General features: G+C 71.2%; 17 protein-coding genes. 9 read left to right on the top strand and 8 right to left on the bottom strand.

The window, feature by feature from the left end:
• Positions 1 to 20: 20 nt before the first annotated feature.
• Positions 21 to 1283, top strand: coding sequence for an alginate lyase family protein (locus tag AQJ46_RS20470; RefSeq protein ID WP_059207298.1), 1263 nt, complete (start codon positions 21 to 23; stop codon positions 1281 to 1283).
• Between the two features lie 91 nt (positions 1284 to 1374).
• The gene (locus AQJ46_RS20465; RefSeq protein WP_059206984.1) at positions 1375 to 2955 is read left to right on the top strand and encodes a carboxylesterase/lipase family protein; all 1581 of its coding nucleotides are present in this window, start codon (positions 1375 to 1377) and stop codon (positions 2953 to 2955) included.
• Positions 2956 to 2974: 19 nt separating this feature from the next.
• On the opposite strand, the gene AQJ46_RS20460 is transcribed toward AQJ46_RS20465, so the two are convergent.
• The 3 genes from AQJ46_RS20460 to AQJ46_RS20450 form a co-directional block, all read right to left on the bottom strand.
• On the bottom strand, positions 2975 to 4030 hold the full coding sequence (locus AQJ46_RS20460; protein WP_059206983.1) for a LacI family DNA-binding transcriptional regulator: 1056 nt from the start codon (positions 4028 to 4030) through the stop codon (positions 2975 to 2977).
• 219 nt (positions 4031 to 4249) lie between these two features.
• Entirely contained in the window at positions 4250 to 5191 is a 942-nt protein-coding gene (mmuM, locus tag AQJ46_RS20455) for a homocysteine S-methyltransferase (protein WP_059206982.1), read from the bottom strand.
• Positions 5192 to 5299: 108 nt separating this feature from the next.
• Positions 5300 to 7393, bottom strand: a complete 2094-nt coding sequence (locus tag AQJ46_RS20450; RefSeq protein ID WP_059206981.1) for a hypothetical protein — start codon at positions 7391 to 7393, stop codon at positions 5300 to 5302.
• 189 nt (positions 7394 to 7582) lie between these two features.
• Here AQJ46_RS20450 and AQJ46_RS20445 point away from each other — a divergent pair, with 189 nt between their 5' ends.
• Together AQJ46_RS20445 and AQJ46_RS20440 are read left to right on the top strand one after the other, a co-directional pair.
• Positions 7583 to 8659 carry a glycoside hydrolase family 43 protein gene (locus tag AQJ46_RS20445; RefSeq protein WP_059206980.1) on the top strand — a complete coding sequence of 359 codons (1077 nt, stop codon included), beginning with the start codon at positions 7583 to 7585 and terminating at the stop codon, positions 8657 to 8659.
• Entirely contained in the window at positions 8656 to 10065 is a 1410-nt protein-coding gene (locus tag AQJ46_RS20440) for an RICIN domain-containing protein (RefSeq protein WP_059206979.1), read from the top strand. The genes AQJ46_RS20445 and AQJ46_RS20440 overlap by 4 nt, the downstream gene beginning before the upstream one ends.
• 2 nt (positions 10066 to 10067) lie before the next feature.
• Here the strand turns inward: AQJ46_RS20440 and AQJ46_RS20435 are convergent, their stop codons facing one another.
• Complete coding sequence (locus AQJ46_RS20435; protein ID WP_059206978.1) at positions 10068 to 11750, bottom strand: rhamnogalacturonan lyase B N-terminal domain-containing protein; 1683 nt, start codon at positions 11748 to 11750, stop codon at positions 10068 to 10070.
• 195 nt (positions 11751 to 11945) lie between these two features.
• Here AQJ46_RS20435 and AQJ46_RS20430 point away from each other — a divergent pair, with 195 nt between their 5' ends.
• The 3 genes from AQJ46_RS20430 to AQJ46_RS20420 all read left to right on the top strand — a co-directional run bounded on the left by AQJ46_RS20430 (position 11946) and on the right by AQJ46_RS20420 (position 16748).
• Positions 11946 to 12986 carry a rhamnogalacturonan acetylesterase gene (locus AQJ46_RS20430; protein WP_059206977.1) on the top strand — a complete coding sequence of 347 codons (1041 nt, stop codon included), beginning with the start codon at positions 11946 to 11948 and terminating at the stop codon, positions 12984 to 12986.
• Positions 12987 to 13055: 69 nt separating this feature from the next.
• Positions 13056 to 14747, top strand: coding sequence for a DUF2264 domain-containing protein (locus AQJ46_RS20425; protein ID WP_059206976.1), 1692 nt, complete (start codon positions 13056 to 13058; stop codon positions 14745 to 14747).
• A gap of 24 nt (positions 14748 to 14771) precedes the next feature.
• Positions 14772 to 16748, top strand: coding sequence for a hypothetical protein (locus AQJ46_RS20420; RefSeq protein WP_059207297.1), 1977 nt, complete (start codon positions 14772 to 14774; stop codon positions 16746 to 16748).
• On the opposite strand, the gene AQJ46_RS20415 is transcribed toward AQJ46_RS20420, so the two are convergent.
• On the bottom strand, positions 16738 to 18180 hold the full coding sequence (locus AQJ46_RS20415; protein ID WP_225887368.1) for a hypothetical protein: 1443 nt from the start codon (positions 18178 to 18180) through the stop codon (positions 16738 to 16740). The two genes, AQJ46_RS20420 and AQJ46_RS20415, sit on opposite strands and share 11 nt — an antisense overlap.
• A 77-nt stretch (positions 18181 to 18257) precedes the next feature.
• Here AQJ46_RS20415 and AQJ46_RS55495 point away from each other — a divergent pair, with 77 nt between their 5' ends.
• Together AQJ46_RS55495 and AQJ46_RS20405 are read left to right on the top strand one after the other, a co-directional pair.
• The gene (locus AQJ46_RS55495) at positions 18258 to 18626 is read left to right on the top strand and encodes a VOC family protein (RefSeq protein ID WP_057611326.1); all 369 of its coding nucleotides are present in this window, start codon (positions 18258 to 18260) and stop codon (positions 18624 to 18626) included.
• A gap of 74 nt (positions 18627 to 18700) precedes the next feature.
• A complete protein-coding gene (locus AQJ46_RS20405; RefSeq protein WP_059206975.1) occupies positions 18701 to 19159 on the top strand; it encodes a hypothetical protein in 459 nt (152 codons plus the stop codon).
• Here AQJ46_RS20405 and AQJ46_RS20400 read toward each other — a convergent pair.
• The 3 genes from AQJ46_RS20400 to AQJ46_RS20390 all read right to left on the bottom strand — a co-directional run bounded on the left by AQJ46_RS20400 (position 19154) and on the right by AQJ46_RS20390 (position 21613).
• Complete coding sequence (locus AQJ46_RS20400) at positions 19154 to 19945, bottom strand: alpha/beta fold hydrolase (RefSeq protein WP_059206974.1); 792 nt, start codon at positions 19943 to 19945, stop codon at positions 19154 to 19156. The two genes, AQJ46_RS20405 and AQJ46_RS20400, sit on opposite strands and share 6 nt — an antisense overlap.
• Positions 19938 to 20525 (bottom strand): TetR/AcrR family transcriptional regulator, encoded by a 588-nt coding sequence (locus AQJ46_RS20395; protein ID WP_059206973.1) that lies wholly within the window; start codon positions 20523 to 20525, stop codon positions 19938 to 19940. Before AQJ46_RS20395 ends, AQJ46_RS20400 begins: the two co-directional genes overlap by 8 nt.
• A gap of 122 nt (positions 20526 to 20647) precedes the next feature.
• Positions 20648 to 21613 carry an alpha/beta hydrolase gene (locus AQJ46_RS20390; protein ID WP_059206972.1) on the bottom strand — a complete coding sequence of 322 codons (966 nt, stop codon included), beginning with the start codon at positions 21611 to 21613 and terminating at the stop codon, positions 20648 to 20650.
• Between the last annotated feature and the right edge of the window lie 47 nt (positions 21614 to 21660).

Below are 21660 nucleotides of genomic sequence, written 5' to 3'. Positions count from 1 at the left end.
ACGGAACGGAGATGCACCGCATGAGCCGCACTTCCCCCCACCAGCACCTCCCGCACACCGAGTTGAGCCGCCGCGGTCTCCTGAGGACCGCCGGCGGTCTCGGCGCCGCCCTCGCCCTGGGCGGCGGCGCCCTCGCCACCAGCATGGCCACCACGGCCGACGCGGCGCCCTCGACCTGGACCCACCCCGGCATGCTGCACAACGCCGGGGACATCAACCGGGCCAAGGTCAGGGTCGCCGCGGGGACCGACCCCTGGCTGTCCGGCTGGAACAAACTGGTCGCCAACTCCCACTCCCAGTCCACCTGGACCAACCGGGCCACGGCGACCATCATCCGCGGCGGCACCGGCGAGAACTACTCCCTGCTCTTCAACGACATCGCCGCCGCCTACCAGAACGCCCTGCGCTGGCAGGTCGGCGGCACCGAGGCCAACGCCGTCTGTGCCGCGAACATCCTCAACGCCTGGTCCAGGACGCTCACCTCGGTCACCGGCAACGCGGACCGGTTCCTCGCGGCCGGCATCTACGGCTGGCAGTTCGCCAACGCCTGCGAACTCATGCGCGGCTACAGCGGCTTCGACCTCGCCGCCGCCCAGAGCATGCTCGCCAAGGTCTTCTACCCGCTCAACAACAGCTTCCTGACCAACCACAACGACGCCTGCATCACCAACTACTGGGCCAACTGGGACCTGTGCAACATGGCCTCCGTCCTGGCCATCGGCATCCTCAACGAGGACAGCGCCAAGTACGACCAGGCCGTCACCTACTTCAAGTCCGGTGCCGGCAACGGCTCGATCGCCCACGCGGTGCCGTACCTGTACACCGACTCCGCCGGTTACGCGCTGGGCCAGTGGCAGGAGTCCGGCCGCGACCAGGGGCACAGCGTCATGGGCATGGGCCAGATGGGCGCCATCTGCGAGATGGCCTGGAACCAGGGCGACGACCTCTACTCGTACGACAGCCGCCGCTTCATGAAGGGCGCCCAGTACGTCGCGAAGTACAACCTCGGCCAGGACGTCCCCTTCACCACCTACAACTGGGGCACCGGGCAGAACTGCGCCGCCTCGTCCCAGACCGTGGTCTCCTCCGCCTCCCGGGGCCAGATCCGCCCCGTCTGGGCGATGCTCCACTTCCACTACAACCGGCGCCTGGGCCTCGACGACAAGTACATCTCGCAGATGTACTACGACCTCGTCGCCCCCGAGGGCGGAGGCGGCGACTACGGCACCACCAGCGGCGGCTTCGACCAGCTGGGCTTCGGCACCCTGATGTACGCCAAGTAGCGGCCTCACCGCGCTCTGCACCGGAATACCGAGCCGAAATGTGGTGCTCTGTTGTTCACGGTGCAGTAGCGGTGAGGAGGCTGGTGGACATATGACAGCAGTCCAGACAGACCCCGTGGTCAGCACGCCGTACGGAGCCGTACGGGGACGGTACGACCACGGGGTCGCGGTCTTTCGGGGCGTCCCCTACGCGGCGCCGCCCTTCGGCCCCCGCCGCTTCCGGCCGCCCGTGCCGCCCGAGCCCTGGGACGGGGTGCGCGAGGCGGCCGACTTCGGGCCCACGGCGCCCAAACCGCCGTACTCCGACGCCTTCGCGCAGTACCTGTCCGACCCGTTCGTGCCCGGCGACGACTGCCTCAACCTCAACGTGTGGACGCCGGAGCCCGGCCAGGGGGGCCGGCTCCCGGTCCTGGTGTGGCTGCACGGCGGAGCCCTGACCAGGGGATCCTCGGCGGTGCCGGTGTACGACGGGCACGCCTTCGCCCGGGACGGCGTCGTGTTCGTCTCGGTCAACTACCGGCTCGGCGTCGAGGGCTACGGCCTCTTCCCGGACGCCCCCGCCAACCCCGGCCTGCGCGACCAGCTCGCCGCCCTGCAGTGGGTGCACGAGTCGATCGGGGCCTTCGGCGGCGACCCCGGCCGTATCACCCTGGCGGGGCAGTCGGCCGGTGCGATCAGCATCGGCGCCCTGCTGGCCGCCCCGCAGGCCCAGGGCCTGTTCCGGCGCGCGGTGCTGCAGAGCGGGCCGCCCGAGGCGAGCGACCGCGACAAGGTGCGGCGGATGGTGCGCCGGATGGCCACCCGGCTGAAGGTCCCCGCCACCGCCGCGGCCTTCGCCGAGGTGGACCGCGAGCTGCTGGTGCGCACCCAGGCGGAGGTGGGCCGCCTGAGCAGCCCGGTCCTGGGCGGCCCCGCCTTCGGGATCGTCGTCGACGGCGACCTCGTGCCGCGTGATCCGCTGGAGGCGCTGGTCGAGGGCTCGGCGGCCCCCGGGGTCGAGCTGATGCTGGGCTGGACCAGCGACGAGTACCGCCTCTGGCTCGTCCCCGGCGGCCTCCTGGAGCGCGTCGACCGGCTCGGCCCGGTCGCCCTCGCCGGTGCCATGGCCCGCTGCCACTGCGGCTCCGAGGTGGTCCGCGGCTACCGCGCGCTGCATCCCGACGCCGGTACCGCCGACATCGTCGGCCAGATGGTCACCGACCACCTGCTGCGCATCCCCCTGCACCGCCTCGCCGAGGCCCGCCCGGGGTCGTCGTACGTCTACGAGTTCGCCTGGCCCTCCCACCGCCCGGACCTCGGCGCCTGCCACGCCCTCGAACTGGGCTTCGTCTTCGACACCGGCGCCGCTCCCGAGTCCGCCAAGCTCGCCGGCGAGGGCGCCCCGACCGAGCTCGCCGACGCCATGCACGGGGCGTGGGTGCGCTTCGCCACCGACGGCGACCCCGGCTGGCAGCCCTGGGACGACACCCACCCCGTCCAGATCTTCGGCAAGGGTGATCCGTACGTGGAGTCCGGCCCTCGGGATCACGATTTCGCGGTGTGGACAGCGGACACGACCACGCCGGAGACGGCCCCCGTGAAGGAACCGGCGGAGGGCTGGCCGGCCCGGACCGCGGAGCTCCGGTCGGTCGTACGGCGGCTGCGACGCACCGGACTGGCGCGGCGGCACTGAGCGCGCGGGCCCCCGTCTCTCAGCTGCCGGTCGCCGTGACCGAGTCCCGGACGACCACGTGGGTGCCCAGCAGGAGGTGCTCGGCCGGGTCCTCCGCCGTACGGCCGAGCGCGGTGCGCACGGCGAGGCGGCCCAGTTCCTCGTAGGGGACGTGGACCGTGGTGAGCGCCGGGTGGAGGTCCCGGGCGAAGGGGATGTCGTCGTAGCCGGCCAGCGAGACGTCACCGGGGACGTCGAGACCGGCCTCGTGCAGGGCGGTCAGGGCGCCCGCCGCGACCATGTCCGTCGCGGCGACCACGGCCGTGAACTCCAGGCCCTCCTTCAGGGCCCGGCGCATCAGACGGTGACCGGAGTCGCGGGTGAAGTCGCCGTTCAGGACCAGCGCGGGGTCGGGATCCATGCCGCGCGCGCGGTGGGCGGCGAGATAGCCGCGCTCACGGCCCTGCGCGGTGGTGTGGTCCGCCTTGCCGCCGAGGAACAGGACCCGCCGGTGGCCCTGGGACAGGACGTGGGCGACGAGCGCGTAGGCGCCGCCCTCGTTGTCGTACTCGATGACGGTGACCGGGGCCCCGGGACCGAGCGGCGGCCGTCCGCACAACACCAGGCGGGAGCCGGCGGAGGAGAGCGAGTCGGCCATACGGCGGGTGCGTTCGCGGTACTCGACGGTGTCGGCGGCGCCGCCCACCAGGATCACGGCGGCGGCGCGCTGGGCCCGCATCATCTCCACGAACTCCAGTTCGTGCTCGACGTCGCCCTCCGTGCTGCACACCAGACACAGATGGCCCAGCCGGTTCGCCTCGCGTTCCACGCCGTGGGCCATCAGGGCGAACGACGGGCCGGTGATGTCCTCGAGCACGAACGCGAGCGTGGGCGTGCCGACGCCCGCGATCGCCTTCGCGCGCGCGTCGGCGACGTAGTCCATCTCGCGCACGGCCCGCATCACGCGTGTGCGTGTCGCCGCGCTCACCGGATACACCCCGCCGAGCACCCGTGACACGGTCGACGCGGACACCCCGGCCCGCGCGGCGACATCCCGGATCGTGCTCCGGCTCGCGTCCTCACTCTTCCTGGTCATCCCTGCCTCGCCCCCTGGGGAACAGCGGCAACACCGACGGAAACCGGTTCCCGAGCGGAGGCTAGCAGGGGGAGAGGGGGAGCACTAAGGGGCGGGAGCGGAGAAACAGGGGCGCGCGAAGCGCAGCCCAGGGGCGCGGGGAACTGCGCGAGCAACCACAGCGAACGCGGCAGCCGCAAGACGACAGAACCCCGAAGGCGAGTAGGCGCCCCGCACCCGCTAGCGCAGCGCCGCCGCGATGCCCGAGATCGCCCCCGGCCCCACCCGGCAGCACCCCCCGACAAGCCGCGCCCCCGACTCCCGCCACCCCGTGACCTGCTCCGACGTGAAGGACGACCGTCCCTCCCAGCGGCGCGCCTCCGCATTCCAGGACTCGCCGCTGTTGGGATAGACCACGACCGGCTTGCCGGTGACCCGCGCGGCCGTCTCGACCGCGTGGTCCACGTCCTCCGGGACACAGCAGTTGACGCCGACCGCGATGACCTCGTCCACGTCGGCGGCCAGGGCGAACGCCTCCTCCAGGGGCTGGCCGGCCCGGGTGCGGTCGCCGGCGACGGAGTAGGAGAGCCAGGCCGGCACGCCGAGACCACGGATCGCGCGCAGCAGTGCCTGCGCCTCGTCGCTGTCGGGGATCGTCTCCAGGGCCAGGACGTCGGGCCCGGCCGCCGCGAGCACCTCGAGCCGGGGCCGGTGGAAGGCCTCCAGCTCGGCCACGCTCCGTCCGTACCGGCCCCGGTACTCCGAACCGTCCGCGAGCATCGCGCCGTACGGCCCGACCGAGGCCGCCACGTACAGCGGCCGCCGGCCCCCCTTCGCCCACGCCTGCCGCGTCGCCTCGCGCGCCAGCCCGACGCTCAGGGCCAGCAGTTCCGCCGCCCGCTCGCGCTCGATCCCGCGCTTGGCGAATCCTTCGAAGGTGGCCTGGTAGCTGGACGTGATGGCCACGTCCGCGCCCGCCTCGTAGTAGGCGAGATGGGCCTCGGTGATCGCCTCGGGCCGCTCCGCGAGCAGCCGCGCCGACCACAGCTCGTCGCTCAGATCGTGCCCGGCGGACTCCAGCTGGTTGGACATCCCGCCGTCGAGGACGACGGGGCCCGCCGCGAGGGTGTCGGCGAGGGGGCGGGAGAGGGCGTCGGGGACTTCCGGGGTGTCGCTGGTCATGCCTCGACGCTAGCCGACGGGACGGGAGAGGGCCGCCGCCGTCCGGTACGCGAACACCGGGACCGGCATGTGGGCCTGCTGAAGGGCGCCGCGGAGCCCCGGCGCCGATCAGTGCGCCGCGTGCCGTCCGCCCTCACGTCGCTTGCCGCGCCTGCGCACGGTCGGGGGGACCACCAACCCGCCGAGCAGACCCAGAGCCAGAATGTACGGCCACCAGCCCATCCCCTCCGTCTCCGCTCCCGTCGTGCGAGGTGCCGCTGCCGGAGCCTTCGACGCGGTATCGGTACGGACGCTCGGCGAGGCGCTCGACGCGACCGCGGTCAGTGCGACGTCGTTGCCGTCGCCGCCCCGATAGGTGATCCGGTACGTCGTGTCGGCGAGCTTGAGCCGCGTGCCCTCCTTCAGGCCCTTGAAGGCGCCCGTGGTCTTGGAGGTGCCTTTGTTGTCCAGCACGGTGATCCGGTGGGCGGGGCGGGTGCCGACGGCCGAGAAGTCGAGCTCACCGGCCAGCCGTACCGCGCCCGTCACCTTCAACGGCCCTTCTCCCAGAACCAGTTCACCCTTCGCGGTCTGCGTGTAGCCGCCGGAGACGGTGAGTCCGCCCGCGACCACACCCGCGTTGGTGACCGTCCCCTTCACCGCGCCCTTGCCGGACAGCGAGGAGACCACGCGAAGCCCGGCCGTACCGGCGTCCAGCCGTGCGGCCGTCGAGGTGAGCCGGATCCCCTTGCTGCGGGCGAGAGTTGCTCCGCCCCGCAGGGCGAGCGTGCCCTTGCGGACCGTCGTCGTCCCCGTGTACGTCACCGCGGTTCCGGTCAGTGTCGTCGTCGCCCTGCCCGCCTGGGTGAGGGAGCCGCTGCCGCTGATCCGGGGCAGGGTCAGCGGCTTGGCCGTGTTGTCGAGGATCAGCGAGCCGTTGTTCACGACCTTGTGGAGCCCGCCCCCGGTGTAGAGCCCGCCGTCGCCCCCCGCCTTGCCGCTGCCGAGGCGGAGCACGGCGCCCTTCTCGACGGTCGTGGAGCCGTCGTAGTACTGGACGGCCGCGAAGGTGACGTCGTTGCCCTTCGTCCCCTTGATGACGATGTCACCCGCGCCGGGCGCGGACAGGGTGTCGTGGAAGCGGCCGCCGCCGATGGGGGCGCCCAGGGTCACCGGCCCGTTGTAGTCGAAGGTCAGCAGGGAACGGGAGCGCGCCGCCAGCAGGTTGATGTACACGGTCTTCGCCGTGCCCGGCATGAAGATCCTGCTGGTTGTCCCGTCGCCCCACTGGACGTTCGCGCCCTTGATGTTGGTGCCGCGCTTGTTGACGTTCTTGGTGGCCGGCGTCCAGTTCAGGGCGGGATCGCTGAGCGAGGGATTGGTGTCGCCGCCCTGGTTCGACCAGCTGTACTGGCCGGTGAGGACCACCTTGCCGCCCGGCCGGGACTGGACGTTGATGTCGCTGCCGTACTCGCGCTGGTAGAAGTCCATCCGCTGGGTGACGGTCTGCCCCAGCGGGGTGTCCACGGTCCAGGTGCCCTGGTTGAGCACCTTGCGCATGCCGGGCAGCGAGGTCGCGTACTCGGGCCGCCCGGCGTTGGCCTGCGTGCCGTTGTCGATGACCCCGGAGAACGGTCCTGACGTCAGGTCCCAGGTGCCCCAGAGGAAGCGTGGCTGGGTGATCAGGCCGGAGCCGCTGACGGTGCCCAGGTTGTAGGCGCTCTTCAGGGACAGCCGCAGGGTGCCGTCGACCCGGATGTTGTCCTGGTTCAGCCGGAACGCCGGGGTGCCGTACGGGAAGTGGCCGATCAGGCCCGTCGTCCCGCCGTTGCCGTACTGGAGGGTCGCTCCCCGCTCGACCGTGACCGCCGGCGGGTCCGGGCGGGTCGTGGTGACGTACGGGTGGTTGCCGCCCGGCGTCCGCACGGACTGCCGCTGCCGGGACCGGGGCAGCGTGAAGTCGCTGTCCCTGGTCAGGATCAGTGTCCCGCTGCCGCGCACGGTGAGCGTGCCCTCGCCGCGGAATACCCCGTCGTACGTCGTCGTCCCCGCGGGCACCGTGACGACGGTGTCGCCGGTCAGGGTGACGTCCCGGTCCGCGAGGACGTCGGCCGTGACGTCACGGGAACCGGCGGCGGACGCCGGGGGAGCGGTGACCAGGAAGGCGGCCGTCGCCGCCAGGGCTCCGGCCGCGGCTGCTGTCTTGTGGAAATGGCTGCGCACATGACCGGAGACGGACGAGGCGCGCGCCGATAACAGAAAACCGAAAACAGAAAGCGCCTTCTTCTGATCCCGTCCGACCCGTTGACCTCCTGGTTCCCCAGCCTTACCTTTCGGCTGTTCGCAATAACAACAGATGTTCTCAATATCGAACATCTCTCTCAGGACACCCCCCTCCGAGAGGCAGTCCGTATGAGCCGCGCCCCCGACGTCCCCCACCGGCGACTGCTGCTGAAAGGTGCCCTGGCCGCGGGCGCCCTGGCAGCCACCCCCACGGCCGCCGAAGCCGCACCGCGCCCGAAGAAGGCCGCCCCCCTCGTGAACCCGCTCGTCCGCAACCGCGCGGACCCGTACATCCACCGTCACTCCGACGGCTACTACTACTTCACGGCCACCGTCCCCGAGTACGACCGCATCATCCTGCGCCGCTCCCGCACCCTGAACGGCCTCGCGACCGCCGACGAGTCCGTCATCTGGACCAAGCACCCGACCGGTGTCATGGGCGCCCACATCTGGGCGCCGGAGCTCCACCGCGTCGGCGGCAAGTGGTACGTCTACTTCGCCTCCGCGCCCGCCGAGAGTGTGTGGGACATCCGTATCTGGGTCCTGGAGAACGCCAACCCCAACCCCTTCAAGGGGACTTGGGCGGAGCGGGGCCAGATCAGGACCGCCTGGGAGACCTTCTCCCTGGACGCCACCACCTTCACCCACCGCGGCAGCCGGTACCTCGCCTGGGCCCAGCACGAGCCCGGCCTGGACAACAACACCGGCATCTTCCTGTCGAGGATGGCGAACCCCTGGACCCTGACAGGTCCTCAGATCAGGCTGTCCACCCCGGAGTACGACTGGGAGTGCATCGGCTACAAGGTCAACGAGGGCCCCTCGGTCATCGCCCGCAACGGCCGGCTCTTCATGTCCTACTCGGCGAGCGCGACCGACTGGCACTACTGCATGGGCCTGCTCACGGTCGACGCGGACGCCGACCTCATGAACCCGGCGAGCTGGTCCAAGTCACCCACACCCGTCTTCACCAGCAACGACACCACCAGGCAGTACGGCCCCGGCCACAACTGCTTCACCGTCGCCGAGGACGGTCGCAGTGACGTCCTCGTCTACCACGCCCGCCAGTACAAGGAGATCGTCGGCGACCCGCTGAACGACCCCAACCGCCACACCCGCGTCCAGAAGCTCGGCTGGCACGCGGACGGCACCCCGAACTTCGGCATACCGGTGGCGGACACCGCCACGGACACGGAGGTCGCGTCATGAGACGTGCTCACGCGGTACTGCTCGCCCTGTGTCTGGCCCTGGCCGGCGCCCTGGTGACCGCCGGACCGGCCCAGGCCGCTCCGCTGACCATCCCCAACGGCGTCCAGTTCACGGACACCTCGGGCAACGCCCTGCACGCCCACGGCGGCGGGGTCATCAAGGTCGGCTCCTACTACTACTGGTTCGGCGAGGACCGCAACGCCGACAACACCTTCCGGTACGTGGACGCCTACCGCTCCACCGACCTGAAGAACTGGGAGTTCAGGAACCACGTCCTGACCCAGTCCAGCGCCTCGGAGCTCGCCACCGCCTACATCGAGCGGCCCAAGGTCGTCTACAACGCGTCCACCGGCAAGTTCGTGATGTGGATGCACAAGGAGAACGGCACCGACTACAGCGAGGCCCGCGCCGCCGTCGCCGTCTCCTCCACGGTCGACGGGAGCTACACCTACCAGGGCAGCTTCCGCCCGCTGGGCGACAACATGTCCCGCGACATCACGACGTTCGTCGACACCGACGGCACCGGCTACATGGTCTCGGCCGCCAACGAGAACTACGACCTGCACATCTACCGGCTCACCGCCGACTACACCGGCATCGCGAGCCTGGTCGCCAACCCGTGGGTCGGCGGCCACCGCGAGGCCCCGGCCCTGTTCAAGCGGGGCGGCGTCTACTTCATGCTGACGTCGGGCGCCACCGGCTGGAGCGCCAACCAGCAGCAGTACGCCACCGCCACCTCCCTCGCCGGACCGTGGACCTCGATGGCGAACGTCGGCGACTCCACGACGTACAACTCGCAGACCGCGTACGTCCTTCCGGTGCAGGGGACTTCGGGCACCTCGTACCTCTACATGGGCGACCGCTGGGGCAACTCCTTCGGCGGGACCGTCAACGACTCCCGGTACGTGTGGCTGCCGTTGACCTTCCCCACCTCCACCACGATGTCCATGTCCTGGTACCCCCAGATCACGATCGACGCGGCGGCCGGGACGATCAGCGGCACCAGTGCCACGTACAACACGCTGGTCTCCCGCAACAGCGGCAAGTGCGCGGACGTGGCCAGTCAGTCGCTGTGGCAGGGCGTCGCGATCAGCCAGTACACCTGCAACGGCGGTGCCAACCAGAAGTGGTGGTTCAAGGACCTCGGCACCGGCTACTACCAGCTGGTCGGCCGCGGCAGCTCCCTGTGCCTCCAGGAGAACGCCACCAACGTCACCCAGGAGAACTGCGGGAGCGCGACCACCCAGCAGTGGTCGGTGGTCACGTCGGGCTCGTACGTGAACATCAAGGCCCGGGCCTCCGGCGAGTGCCTGGACGTGAACGGCGCGTCCACCGCCAACTCCGCCGCGATCATCACGTACGCGTGCAGCGGAGCGGCCAACCAGCAGTGGACGCGCGGGACCTGACGTCAGGCCAGCAGATCGATCGCGTCGATCGATGTGCCCGCACTGAGGAAGGACGTCGACCCCGAACCGCTCGCCACGTAGATCTTCAGCGTGTTGTAGGCGCTGGTGTCCGTCAGCCAGGCGGACGCCGGCACGCTGTAGGTGAACGTGTAGTTGTTGCCCCGGTACGAGCCCACGGTCAGCGACCGGGTGCTCGGCTGGGTGGGCGGGGAGGGGACGGCGGAGGTCCAGGTGTCGTTGACGACGACCTGCGGGCGGCCGTTGGCGTAGGCCGTCGTCACACCGATGCGCAGGGTGTGCGCGGCGGCGGCCTGCGCGGCCGTCAGCTTGAAGTAGACGATGATGCCGCTGTTGACGTCCTTCCACAGGTAGCAGGGGAAGCCCGAGGTCTCGGTGCCGCTGCCGATGACGACGTTGCCGGTCCAGGAGGAGGCGCGGACGTCGGACGGATGGGCGTACGTCATCAGGTCGGCGTTCTTGAAGCCGCCGGGCGTGCCGTCCCAGTTGTTGATGCGCCAGATCGCGCTCGCGTTGCCCGGATCGTTCGAGGACGGGATCGCGATGGAGTTGAGGGTGGTCGTGCCGCCCGCGCTGACGCTCACCGAGCCGGTGTAGACGGCGAGTTCACCCTTGAAGACGGTCAGCGTGTACGTCCCCGGCAGCACACCCCCGATGGAGAACCAGCCGTCCGACGACCGCGCCGAACCCCAGTACTGGGCGGCGGAGTTGGCGAGTCCGACCGTGTAGGCGTACGCCGTGTTCCGCCCGGTGATGCCGACGCCCGCGACCTTGCCCCGGCCGCTCGCGGGGACGTAGCCCGAGATGCCGAGCGCGTCCGCCCACGAGGTGGTGAGGGTGCCCGGGTACAGCGCGGAGGAGGGGGCGCCGCCGTCGGTGAAGGCGATGACGTAGGGGCCCTGGAGGCCGAAGCGCTGGGCCTCCGTCTGGTTCTCGCCGTAGTACAGGATCTCGTACAGGCCGCCGCCGTCCGCGCTCTGGTGGCGCAGGAGGGAGCGGTAGAACGGGCCGCCGGAGGCCTTCTCGTGGTTGGAGCGCACGATGTACAGGCCGACGCTGCCGGTGGTCCAGCCGACGTAGTTGTAGTCGATGACCCGCGCCTTCGCGTAGTGCTTGGAGCGGGTCTGGCCGTCGGACTTCGCGAAGACGTCGGAGGCCTCGATGGTGGTGGGCGCGTAGGTGTACGAGTCGGGCTCGTCGTTGAGGAACTTGCCCGCGTTGACGCGCAGGATGTAGCGGGTCGCCGAGACCGAGTCGTCGGCCTTGTTGGTCCACAGGTAGACGTTGTTCTCGCCGCTGCGGGCCGCGTAGTAGTGCTTCAGCGTGCCGTACGCGACCGAGATCAGGATCGTCGTGCCGGACTGCTTGATGCTCACGGTGGACGTGCCGAGCCCGGACTCGATGTGCGAGTTCTTGCCGCCGTAGCCCTGGTACTGGGTGCCCTTGTAGACCAGCGAGGTCAGATCGCCGTTGGTCTTGCTGACCTTGAAGACGAGGCTCGCGCCGGTGTCGACGACGTAGTTGGAGCCGTCGTCGCTCCAGCCGAAGGCCGCGGCGGACGCGGTCTCGGCGAGCGGCCCGGCGAACGCGGCCGTCCCTGCGACGGCCGCGGTGCCGAGGACGAAGGTACGGCGTCCGACCGGTCTGTTCACGGTGGATTCGGACATGTGGGGGTGCCTCCTCCGGGAGGTGTGGGGGTGGTGCGGGTGCTTTGGAGAGTGACAGTTGAATCGATTTCGCGAAAGGGCTTTCGCTCGCTGGAAGTTGGCAATCTTGTGAAAACGGTCCAAGGTCTAGAAAGCGCTTGCGGATGGCGGTACGGTCCGGCGCCAGGTGCTGTCCCCCTGACGGAGGAACCACGAATGAGACGTTTCAACCTCGCCCTGCTGACGGCGGTGGCGCTGGCCTCGGGCCTGACGGCCGTACCGGCGCAGGCGCACACCGGACGTCCCCCGGGCCTCGAGAACTGCACCGCGGCCGGCTGCCACTTCGACGTCCCGCCGGGCACGTACGACGTGAAGGTGCTGCTCGGTGGTGACGCGGAGTCGCACACCGCGATCAGCGGCGAGACCCGCCGTTCCCTGCTGCCGGAGACGGCGGTCGCGGCCGGCGAACGGGCCTCCCGGAGCTTCACCGTGAACGTCCGCACCCCGGAGGGCGAGCCCACCGGCCCCGACGGCACGCCCGGCCTGGACCTCGCCCTGGGCGGCTCGGCCCCCGCGCTCGCCGGCATCAAGGTCACCCCCGCCCGGCACACCCGCCAGATCTTCCTGGTCGGCGACTCCACGGTCTGCGACCAGCCCGGCGACCCGTACTCCGGCTGGGGCCAGCAACTGCCCCAGTACCTGCGCAAGGGCGTCTCCGTGGCCAACTACGCCGACTCCGGCGAGAGCACGGTGACGTATCTGGCCGAGCCGCGCCTGTGGGCCACGGTCCAGCCGCTGATCCGCCCCGGCGACCTCGTCCTCGTCCAGCTCGCCCACAACGACAAGACGACCGACGAGGTGACGTACCGGGCGAACCTGGAGACACTGGTCGCGGGTGTGAGGGAGAAAGGCGGGAACCCTGTCCTCGTGACGCCCATCGTGCGACGCTGGTTCAACTCGGACGGCACGCTGAACAACGGGACGGCCCTGCTGGTCAACGGCCTCGGGGTGGACCATCCCGCGGTGATCCGCTCGGTGGCCGCAGCAGAGGACGTCCCGCTGATCGACCTGACGGCGAAGACGAAGACGCTGGTGGAGTCCTTGGGAGTGGAGGGCTCGAAGGCGATCTACCTCTACAACGAGAAAAGGGACAACACCCACACCTCCGTACACGGCGCCACCGTGTACGCGGGCCTGGTCCGCGACGAACTCGTCGCACAGGGGCTGGCGCCCGCAGGGCTGGTGCGGGTGGGATAGACGCCTGGGGCGTCCCGACCGGAACCGGGGCGCCCCAGGTCTGTGTGGTGAGCCGAAGAAAGAGAACCGATGCAGCTGCCTCCTGAGGACCGCACCCTCAGTCCGTACACCGGCTACACGCGCGCCCACTGGGAGGCCGCGGCCGACGCCCTGCTCGCCGCGGTGGAGCCGTACGCCACCGAGGACCGCGCCCTCTACCACCTCCCCGGCGACCGGCAGAGCTGGTCCGGCCGGCTCTCCGACGGGCTGGAGGGCTACGCCCGTACGCTCCTGCTGGCGGCCCTCCGTCAGGACGGGACCGCACTGGAGCGGTACGCGGACGGGCTCGCCGCCGGAGTCTCGGGAGTCTGGCCCCGTATCGAGGACCGCAGCCAGCCGTTGGTGGAGGCGGCGTCGATCGCGTTCGCCCTGCGCATCACGAAGCCGCTGCTCTGGGACCGGCTGGACGACGCCGTACGGCAGCGCGCCGCGGCCTGGCTCGGCGACGCCCTGACCGCGGAGGCCTGGCCCTGCAACTGGGAGCTCTTCCCGGTCACGGTCGCCGGCTTCCTGGCGTCGGCCGGATATGAGCCGGACGCCTCCCGCAAGGCGATCGACCGCGGGCTGGAGCGCATCGAGCAGTGGTACGTCGGCGAGGGCTGGTACACCGACGGCGACGGCCGCAAGTTCGACTACTACAACGGCTGGGCCATGCACCTGTACCCGGTGCTGCACGCCTGGCTGGCCCAGGACGACCAGTTGGCGGACCTGTACGGCGGCCGTCTCTCCCGCCATCTCGAGGACTACGCCCGCCTGTTCGGCGCCGACGGTGCCCCGATGCACCAGGGCCGCTCCCTGACGTACCGCTTCGCGACGACGGCCCCGCTGTGGCTGGGCGCACTGACGGGCCACACCCCGCTGGCCCCGGGCGAGACCCGGCGGCTGGCGTCCGGGGCCCTCAAGTACTTCCTGGACCGGGGCGCGGTGGACGCCAACGGCCTCCTCACCCTCGGCTGGCACGGCCCCGACCCCGCCGTCCTGCAGGGCTATTCGGGACCGGCGTCCCCGTACTGGGCGAGCAAGGGCTTCCTCGGCCTGCTCCTCCCGGCCGACCACGAGGTGTGGACGGCGGTGGAGGAGCCGGGCCCGGCCGAACGCTCCGACGCGGTCACCTCGATCACCGCCCCCAACTGGCTCCTGCAGTCCACGAGTTCCGACGGCCTCGTCCGCCTCCACAACCACGGCAGCGAGGACGTCCGCTACGACCCCTACTACACCCGCCTCGCCTACTCCACGGTGACGGAGCCCTCGCCGTCGTACGACAACAGCGTGATCGTGGACGGCGATCCGAGCCGTACGGAGATCGTGCCGTTGGGGGTGGGGGAGGGGTGGGTGGCCTCGCGGCACACGGCGGCCGGGGGTACGCAGGTCTCCAGTGTCGTGCTCGCGCAGGGAGCCGTGGAGGTACGCGCCTTCCTCGTCGCCGGTGCCGAGCCCGGGACGTCGGTACGGGTGACCGGGTGGTCCCCGCGGGAGGGCGCGCGGGCCGAACTGCTGGCCGCCGTGGGCCTCGACGACGAGCTGAGCGGGGTGACCGGGGAGGGGGACACGTTGTTCGTCGCGCTGGCCCGGCTCACCGGTGACGCGGATGCCGTGCCGTTGGAGGAGACGGTCACCGTACGGGCAGGAGGGGCCGGTGAGTTGACGGTGGTGTGGAGCGGGGGCCCCGAGGCGCGGGTTCGGCTGAACGGCTCCGGAGTGGAAATCACCGCCGGGGACTGAGCCGCCCCGGGCAGTATGAGGATCATGAGTGGCGGAGACGAACTGGTCGAACTGCTGGGCCGGGCCGGGCTGGAGGTCGTGGGGGAGCGGCGGGTCGAGGAGGTGCCGCCGCCTCCGGCCGTGTGGCGGCATGTCATCGGGTCCGAGGTCGAGCCGACCGTGGCGGTCGCGGACGACCGGCCGGATCTGGTCGCCGAACTCAACGCCCAGTGGCACCGGTTGGCGTCCGACGCGGGGATCCTCGGTGGCGACGGGGTGTTCTTCATCGACTTCTCCGGTAACCAGGGCCGGAGTTGGGTGCGGGTCCGGCTCACCGACGGCTGGGATCTCGCCGGAGTCCTGGGTCCTCGACCCGGGCAGCCGGAGTTCCTCACGCTGTCCCTGGACGGGGACGCGATGGTGGGCGCCACGACCGAGGAGTACGCGGTCTGGCTCGTCGCGGTCGACCGGCTCGGGGAGCGGCGCGAGGAGGCCGCACGGGCGGCCGGAGCGGAGACGCCGGAGGAGCGGGCGGCCGCGTGGGCGTCCTTGTTCGAGGGGCCGAAGCCCCTCGGGAAGCTGCTGGACGCGTGGGCGGACGGACTCTCACTCAACCCCGGCACTCCGCAGGATCTGTGGCCGCTTCTGGTGGAGCGGTCGCCGTACGCGATGTACCGTGCGCTCCCGGCGGACGCCGTGGACGTCCTCCTGGCCCACCCGGACTGGAAGCTGCGGATGAGGGCGGCCGAGCAGCAGCCGAACATCACGCCCGAGCAGTGGGCCCGCGCGATTCTCGCGGAGCGGGATGAGCGACAGCGGTGGATCCTCACCATGCTGGCCGCCGACCGCTGGGCAGAACTTCCCGAGGACGCCTGCCGGGGACTCGCCGCCGACCCGTCCCCCCGCGTCCGCTCCGAGACCGCCCGCCTCAAGGGCCTGCCCGCCTCCCTCTCGGTCGCCCTGGCCGCCGACCCCGACGGCGGTGTGCGCTATGTGGCCTGCACGGCGGCCTGGCCGCACCTCGACGCCCCGGCGCGAGACGCGTTGCTGGTCGATTCCCACGACTTGGTGCGGGCGCGAGCGCTGCTGCTGTACCACCGGGAGCACCCGATGCCCCGGTCGGTGTACGAAGAGCTGGACGACAAGCGGGAGGCGCTGCGGACGTGTCTCCTGGAGCACGACCTCGCGGCACAGGTGGCGCGACACGGGGAGCCGGCCGAGCGCCGCTCCCTGGCCGGCAACCCACGCCTCGCTCCGGACCTGGTCGGCCTGCTCGGCGACGATCCCGACGCCGGCGTGCGGTTCGAGATCTCGACGCGAGCGGACCTCACCGAGGAGGACCGCGCGGGAATCCTCTACGACTTCGATCCGGGCGTTCACTATTTCCCGCTCGACTGGGTCGTCGCCCTGCACGACGCCCCAGCCGCCATGCGCCGCCTGGCAGCCTCCTCCCACCCCCTGGTCCGCAGGAGCGTCGCCCGCGCCAGGCACCTCCCGCCGGACGCCGTGGCTCTTCTCGCCGACGACGAGGACCGCGTCGTCCAGCTCTTCCTCGCCGAGTCCTGTGACGACGCGCCCGCCGACATGCTCATGCGGGTGTGGCAGTGGTGGGACGGCAGCCTCACCAGCCCAGACCGGCCACAAGGCCACCCCAACTTCCCCCGCCACGACCTCCTGCGCTACGCCGACGACCCGAACCCTCGCATGCGCAGACTGGCCCTCGACGACCCGCAGTCCACGCCCGAGCTGGTCGAACGGCTCAGCCGGGACAGGAGCGAAGAGGTCCGCCGCCGGGCCGTGACCGACCCGCGGCTCTCTCCGGCGGCTGCGGCACGGCTCCTGGAGGACCCGCACGAACACATCCGCAGCGCGGCCGCTCGACACCCCCACCTGCCGGCCCGCATCCTCGTCCAGCTGCTGCGGCAGGGAACCGGCTCCGCGGAGACCGCCGCCCGGAACCCGGCCCTGCCGGTGGAGGTCATGCGGCGCATGGTCGAGCGGCTCGTACCGCTCAGGGCTTGAGGCGGGCGATCCGCAGGCTCGTCGAGGTCGGTGACGCGCCCGTCAGCGGCTTAGCGTACGACGGTGTGACCGGGACGTACGCCCAGGCCAGTGTGCCGTCCTTCTGGACCGCGATGTCCCCCGTGATCCGCACCGACACCACCTTGTCCGCGCTCTGGAACTTGCCGTTCCAGTCGATGAGCCGGACGTGCGTGCCGGTGAAGGTGCCGGTGCAGGTGCCGCTCGCGCACTTGGCGTTCTTCAGGGACTCCCAGGACACGAGGAGGCGGTCCTTGCCGTAAGGCGCCACGTGCACGTTCACATGCTCGGTGCCGGGCGCGTTCGTGAGGTAAATGGCCTTGCCCGGGCCGGAGTTGCGGTTCTTCAGGAAGGCCACCGCCACCTGGTGAGTGCTGGTCCTCGGCTTGACCGTCCAGCCGCGGCCGCTCGAGTCGTCCGGGTTCTTCTTCGCGGACGCGGCACCGCGCGAGGCGAAGGCGGTCGCGTAGCGGCCCGTCGAGGACTTCAGCAGGTCGCCGGTGCGGCCGGGGAACGTACCGCCGCAGTACCCGGCCCAGCACTGCTCGCGCTGTACGACCGGAGCCACGTCCGGGGCGCCGATGCCCGTCGACACGAACAGGCCCGAGCGCCAGTCGTCGAAGCAGAGGGAGGCGAAGTCGCCGGTGGTCTCGGCGTGCAGTGCTATGCCCTCGTTGTGGCTGCACCCCCAGCCCCAACCCCCGCTGAGCTTCGCGCCCTTGGCACTGACGTACGACAGCTTGTCGCCGAAGTGGCCGTCCGCGAAGCCGCCCGCGCCGTGCACGACGTAGTAGGCGCCGTACTTCTTGCCGTTCCAGGTGAGTTGGCCGTCGAGGGTGGGGGAGGTGTCGTGGGAGGCCGTGCCGGTGAGCTTCGTCCGGAAGGTCTGCTTGCCGTTCGTGTACCGGACGATCGCGGCCGCCGTCTCCTTCCACTTGTTGGTGTCGGCGACCCGGGTGAGCAGCGCGAAGCCGTCGTTGTGCGCGACCAGACCGCCGACCTCCTTCGCCCCCTTGACGACGGTGTCCGTGCCCGAGCGCTTTCCGGCGGACGTCAGCGGGGTGACGTGGATGCCGTCCGAGGCGGGCCAGGCGACGCGCAGGGTGCCGTTCGGTGCCGCCGCCGTCGCCGTCCGCGTCCACTCGCGGGTGTTGTTGTAACCGGCGGACAGGTAGGGGAACTTGGCGGCCAGGGTCACGGCCGTGGTGGCTGGAGTGAGCGGGGGAGCGGTGGCCGCGCCGGCGGTGGCGTACCAGGCGCCGACGAGCGCGGTCGTCGCGGCGAGACCGGCGACGACGGGCTTACGGGCGGCGCGGACCCGGCGGTGGCCGGTGCGAGGGATGTCGCGAACCGTGTCGCGAGCGGTGCCTCGGGGAGTGTCGGCGTCGCGCGGTGTGCGTCTTGCGGAAGTCATACCTCCATGTCGCCGCAGGGGACGCGAACGTTGCCGCCGATCTTGCGGTGGCCGACCGGACCCCCGAGAATCCCCGCATGACCTCCACCATCCGCCATGTGACCATCGACTGCGCCGACGCCTACGCGGTCGCCGCGTTCTGGTCCCAGGCCCTCGGACAGCCGCTGCACGAGGAGGACCGGCCGGGCGACGAGGAGGCACTGATCGAGGAGGCGGGCCTGCTCTTCGTGACCGTCCCGGAGACCAAGACCGTCAAGAACCGCCTCCACTTCGACCTCCAGCCCCAGGACCGCACCCGCGACGAGGAGGTCGCCCGCCTCCTCACCCTGGGCGCCACGCTCATCGACGACCAGCGCACGGGCGACGGCATGGGCTGGGTGGTCCTGGCCGACCCGGAGGGCAACGAGTTCTGCGTGGAGCGGAGTGCGGCGGAACGGGAGAACTGAGGCCGGCCCCGCGGGCCGCTCGTGGTCACCACACTTCGGCCGGCACCGAAACAACACCCGCCTAGCGTGCCCGCATGACCGAACACCCGCAGCAGACGCCCGACCATGCCGTGACCGGCATGGTCCACCATGTGCTGGTCCTGGCCGAGACCTGGACCGCCTGGGACGGCAAGCCCGTCCATGTCGACGACCGTGTCTACACGCCGCACAAGGCGATCCGCCGGGTCGCCGACCATCTGATCGACCACCTCGCCGAGTTGGAGGCGCGGCTCGCGGGCGAGACCCCGCAGCCCGACCACTGGCACGCGTCCACGACGACCACCGCGGCCGACCTCGCGCCCTTCACCCAGGAGGACCTGGACGAGGCCCGCAGCCGTCTCACCCGGCTCGCCCGCACCTGGGCCAACCGCCTCGGCGCCCTCACCGAGCACCAGCTCGACCACTCACCCGGCGAGGGCTGGACCTTCCGCGAACTCGCCCTGCACCTCAGGGGATCCACGTACTACGCCGACGCGCTCGGCGACCTGTCATGACCGCACGCCGGTCCCGAGCAGCGTCCGCGTGAGCCGGTCCGCGAAGTCCACCGGGTGCTGGAGGATGCCGAGATGACCGCCGGGAAACTCGACGAAGTCGGCCTGTTGCGTCTTCGCGAGGAACTCGGCGGTTCGGTAAAGGAGTTGACCCCGGGAGTCGGTCCCCGCGGCGACGGTGAGGCGGGCCTGCGTGGGGCCCGCTTCGGGGACGTACGCTGTGAAGGGCCCAAGGACATGCGCGAGGGAGAGCGCCATCGGGCTCACCAACTCCTCCTCGCGAGTCAGGGGTTGGCCCTCAGGGAGCTCCCCCGCCGCCCGGTCCTCCAGTACGGCGGTCATCAGGGCACCCGCCGCCGCGAGCCCCTTGGCCCGGTACACGGCGCAGATCTCCCGGAACGCGGCCTGCTGTCGCGCCCCGTCCGGCAGTACCCCCACACACGGCGGCTCGTGCGCGACCACGTGCCGCAGCCGTTCCGCGTGCCGGGCGAGCAGATCGAGCGCGGCGATGGCCCCGGCGCTGGTGCCGAGGACGTACGCCGACCCGTCCTCCGGGAGTGTCGCGTCGAGCACCCGCCGCGCACCGTCGCTCCAGTCCTGGACCCGCTGGTCCTCGACGGGTTCGCCGAGGCGGCCGTGGGCGAGGCCGAGGGGGTCGTACGTGACGACGGTGAAGTGCCCGGCGAGCGACTCCGTCATCGGGCCGAGGCCCATCGGGTGTCCGGCGCCGCCGGGGAGCAGCAGCAGTAAGGGGCCGTGGCCGGTGATGTCGTAGTGCGGGTCAGTCATCGGTGCTCTCCTCTTGGGGCCAGTTCTCGAGTGCCACGTGCAGGGCGTCGACCGCCCTGTCCCAGGACTTCTGTACGTCGCGGGGGGCGCCGAAGCCGCCCGCCGACTCCAGGGCGCAGTAGCCGTGGAAGGCGGCGCGCAACAGGCGTACCGCGTCGGTGAGATCGGGTTCGGCGAGGCCGTAGGCCCGGAGCATGCCGTAGGTGATCTCGACGGTGCGGTGGAGCGCGGGGGTGCCGGCGATCAGCGACTGGTCGATCCGGATCTGCGTGGCCGCGTACCGCCCCGGCCGCTCCAGCGCGTACGCCCGGTAGGCACCGGCGAAGGCGACCAGGGCGTCCTTCCCGGCCCGCCCCGCCACCGCGACGGCGATCCGGTCGATCATCTCGCCGCCGGCGAACAGGGCGAGCCGGGTGCGCAGGTCCTGGAGGCTCCTGACGTGCGAGTAGAGGCTCGCGTCCTTCACGCCGAAGCGTTTGGCGAGGGCGGCCAGGGTGATGTTCTCGAAGCCGATCTCGTCGGCGAGGTCGGCGGCGGCCTCGGTGAGGCGTTCGGCGGTGAGGCCTGCGCGGGGGGCCATGCGTGCTCCGTAAACCTGTGCGTGTTCTGCAAACCTAGGACTCCTAGGCACACTACTGGACCTCACAGGAAAAGGCCCCGGATTTTTGCGGTCCGGGGCCTGGGCGTGCGGCGGTCGGGAGATCAGGAAGCCGTGAAGGCTGTGCGGAGGGTGCTGACCGCCTGGGCGATGGCGGCCTCGGCGGCGTGGGTCCCGCGCAGCGCGTTGAGCATCACGAAGTCGTGGATGACGCCCTGGTAACGGACCGCGGTGACCGGGACTCCGGCCTCGCGCAGCCTGTTCGCGTATGCCTCGCCCTCGTCACGCAGGACGTCCGCCTCGGCGGTGATGACCAGGGCCGGGGGCAGGTCGCGCAGCTGGTCGACGGAGGCGCGCAGGGGGCTCGCGGTGATCTCGGCGCGCTGCTTCTCGTCGGTCGTGTACTGGTCCCAGAACCACTGCATGGCATCGCGGCGCAGGAAGTAGCCCTCGGCGAACTGGCGGTAGGAGCCGGTGTCGAAGCTCGCGTCGGTGACCGGGTAGAAGAGGACCTGCTGGACGAGCGGGACGTCCCCGCGCTCCTTGGCCATCAGGGTCAGCGCGGCGGTCATGTTGCCGCCGACGGAGTCCCCGGCCACGGCGATGCGCGTGGCGTCCAGGCCCTTGGCCGCGCCCTGCTCCACGACCCACCGGGCGACCGCGTAGTTCTGCTCGACGGCGACCGGGTAGCGCGCCTCGGGGGAGAGGTCGTACTCCGGGAAGACGACCGCGGCGCCGGTGCCGACGGCGAGTTCCCGGACCAGCCGGTCGTGCGTGTGGGCGTTGCCGAAGACCCAGCCCGCGCCGTGGAGGTAGATCACCACGGGGAGGGTGCCGGTGGCGCCCGCGGGCTTCACGATGCGCGTCCGGACGCTGCCGGTCGGGCCGCCCTGGACGGTCACCCACTCCTCGTCCACGGCGGGCTTGGCGATCTCACCCGACTGCACCTCGTCGACCGTCTTGCGGCCCTCGACGGGGCCCAGGTCGAAGAGGTACGGCGGGTTCGCGGTGGCCTCGGCGAAGGCCTGGGCGGCCGGTTCCAGTACGGGGCGGGGGGTGCTGTCGGTCATGACGATCTCCTCGGATCGGGTGCCGGGGACGCGCTCGGTCTGCGGGT

Origin of the sequence: Streptomyces canus (assembly GCF_001514145.1) — a bacterium.
In the GTDB taxonomy this organism is placed as follows: Bacteria; Actinomycetota; Actinomycetes; order Streptomycetales; family Streptomycetaceae; genus Streptomyces; species Streptomyces canus.
This window is presented reverse-complemented; position numbering and strand designations above follow the sequence as displayed.

Bases quoted from the DNA above. Each gene is read 5' to 3' on its own strand.
- AQJ46_RS20470 (WP_059207298.1), top strand. From the start codon at position 21: ATGAGCCGCACTTCCCCCCACCAGCACCTCCCGCACACCGAGTTGAGC.
- AQJ46_RS20465 (WP_059206984.1), top strand. From the start codon at position 1,375: ATGACAGCAGTCCAGACAGACCCCGTGGTCAGCACGCCGTACGGAGCC.
- AQJ46_RS20460 (WP_059206983.1), bottom strand. From the start codon at position 4,030: ATGACCAGGAAGAGTGAGGACGCGAGCCGGAGCACGATCCGGGATGTC.
- mmuM (WP_059206982.1), bottom strand. From the start codon at position 5,191: ATGACCAGCGACACCCCGGAAGTCCCCGACGCCCTCTCCCGCCCCCTC.
- AQJ46_RS20445 (WP_059206980.1), top strand. From the start codon at position 7,583: ATGAGCCGCGCCCCCGACGTCCCCCACCGGCGACTGCTGCTGAAAGGT.
- AQJ46_RS20440 (WP_059206979.1), top strand. From the start codon at position 8,656: ATGAGACGTGCTCACGCGGTACTGCTCGCCCTGTGTCTGGCCCTGGCC.
- AQJ46_RS20435 (WP_059206978.1), bottom strand. From the start codon at position 11,750: ATGTCCGAATCCACCGTGAACAGACCGGTCGGACGCCGTACCTTCGTC.
- AQJ46_RS20430 (WP_059206977.1), top strand. From the start codon at position 11,946: ATGAGACGTTTCAACCTCGCCCTGCTGACGGCGGTGGCGCTGGCCTCG.
- AQJ46_RS20425 (WP_059206976.1), top strand. From the start codon at position 13,056: ATGCAGCTGCCTCCTGAGGACCGCACCCTCAGTCCGTACACCGGCTAC.
- AQJ46_RS20420 (WP_059207297.1), top strand. From the start codon at position 14,772: ATGAGTGGCGGAGACGAACTGGTCGAACTGCTGGGCCGGGCCGGGCTG.
- AQJ46_RS20415 (WP_225887368.1), bottom strand. From the start codon at position 18,180: ATGACTTCCGCAAGACGCACACCGCGCGACGCCGACACTCCCCGAGGC.
- AQJ46_RS55495 (WP_057611326.1), top strand. From the start codon at position 18,258: ATGACCTCCACCATCCGCCATGTGACCATCGACTGCGCCGACGCCTAC.
- AQJ46_RS20405 (WP_059206975.1), top strand. From the start codon at position 18,701: ATGACCGAACACCCGCAGCAGACGCCCGACCATGCCGTGACCGGCATG.
- AQJ46_RS20400 (WP_059206974.1), bottom strand. From the start codon at position 19,945: ATGACTGACCCGCACTACGACATCACCGGCCACGGCCCCTTACTGCTG.
- AQJ46_RS20395 (WP_059206973.1), bottom strand. From the start codon at position 20,525: ATGGCCCCCCGCGCAGGCCTCACCGCCGAACGCCTCACCGAGGCCGCC.
- AQJ46_RS20390 (WP_059206972.1), bottom strand. From the start codon at position 21,613: ATGACCGACAGCACCCCCCGCCCCGTACTGGAACCGGCCGCCCAGGCC.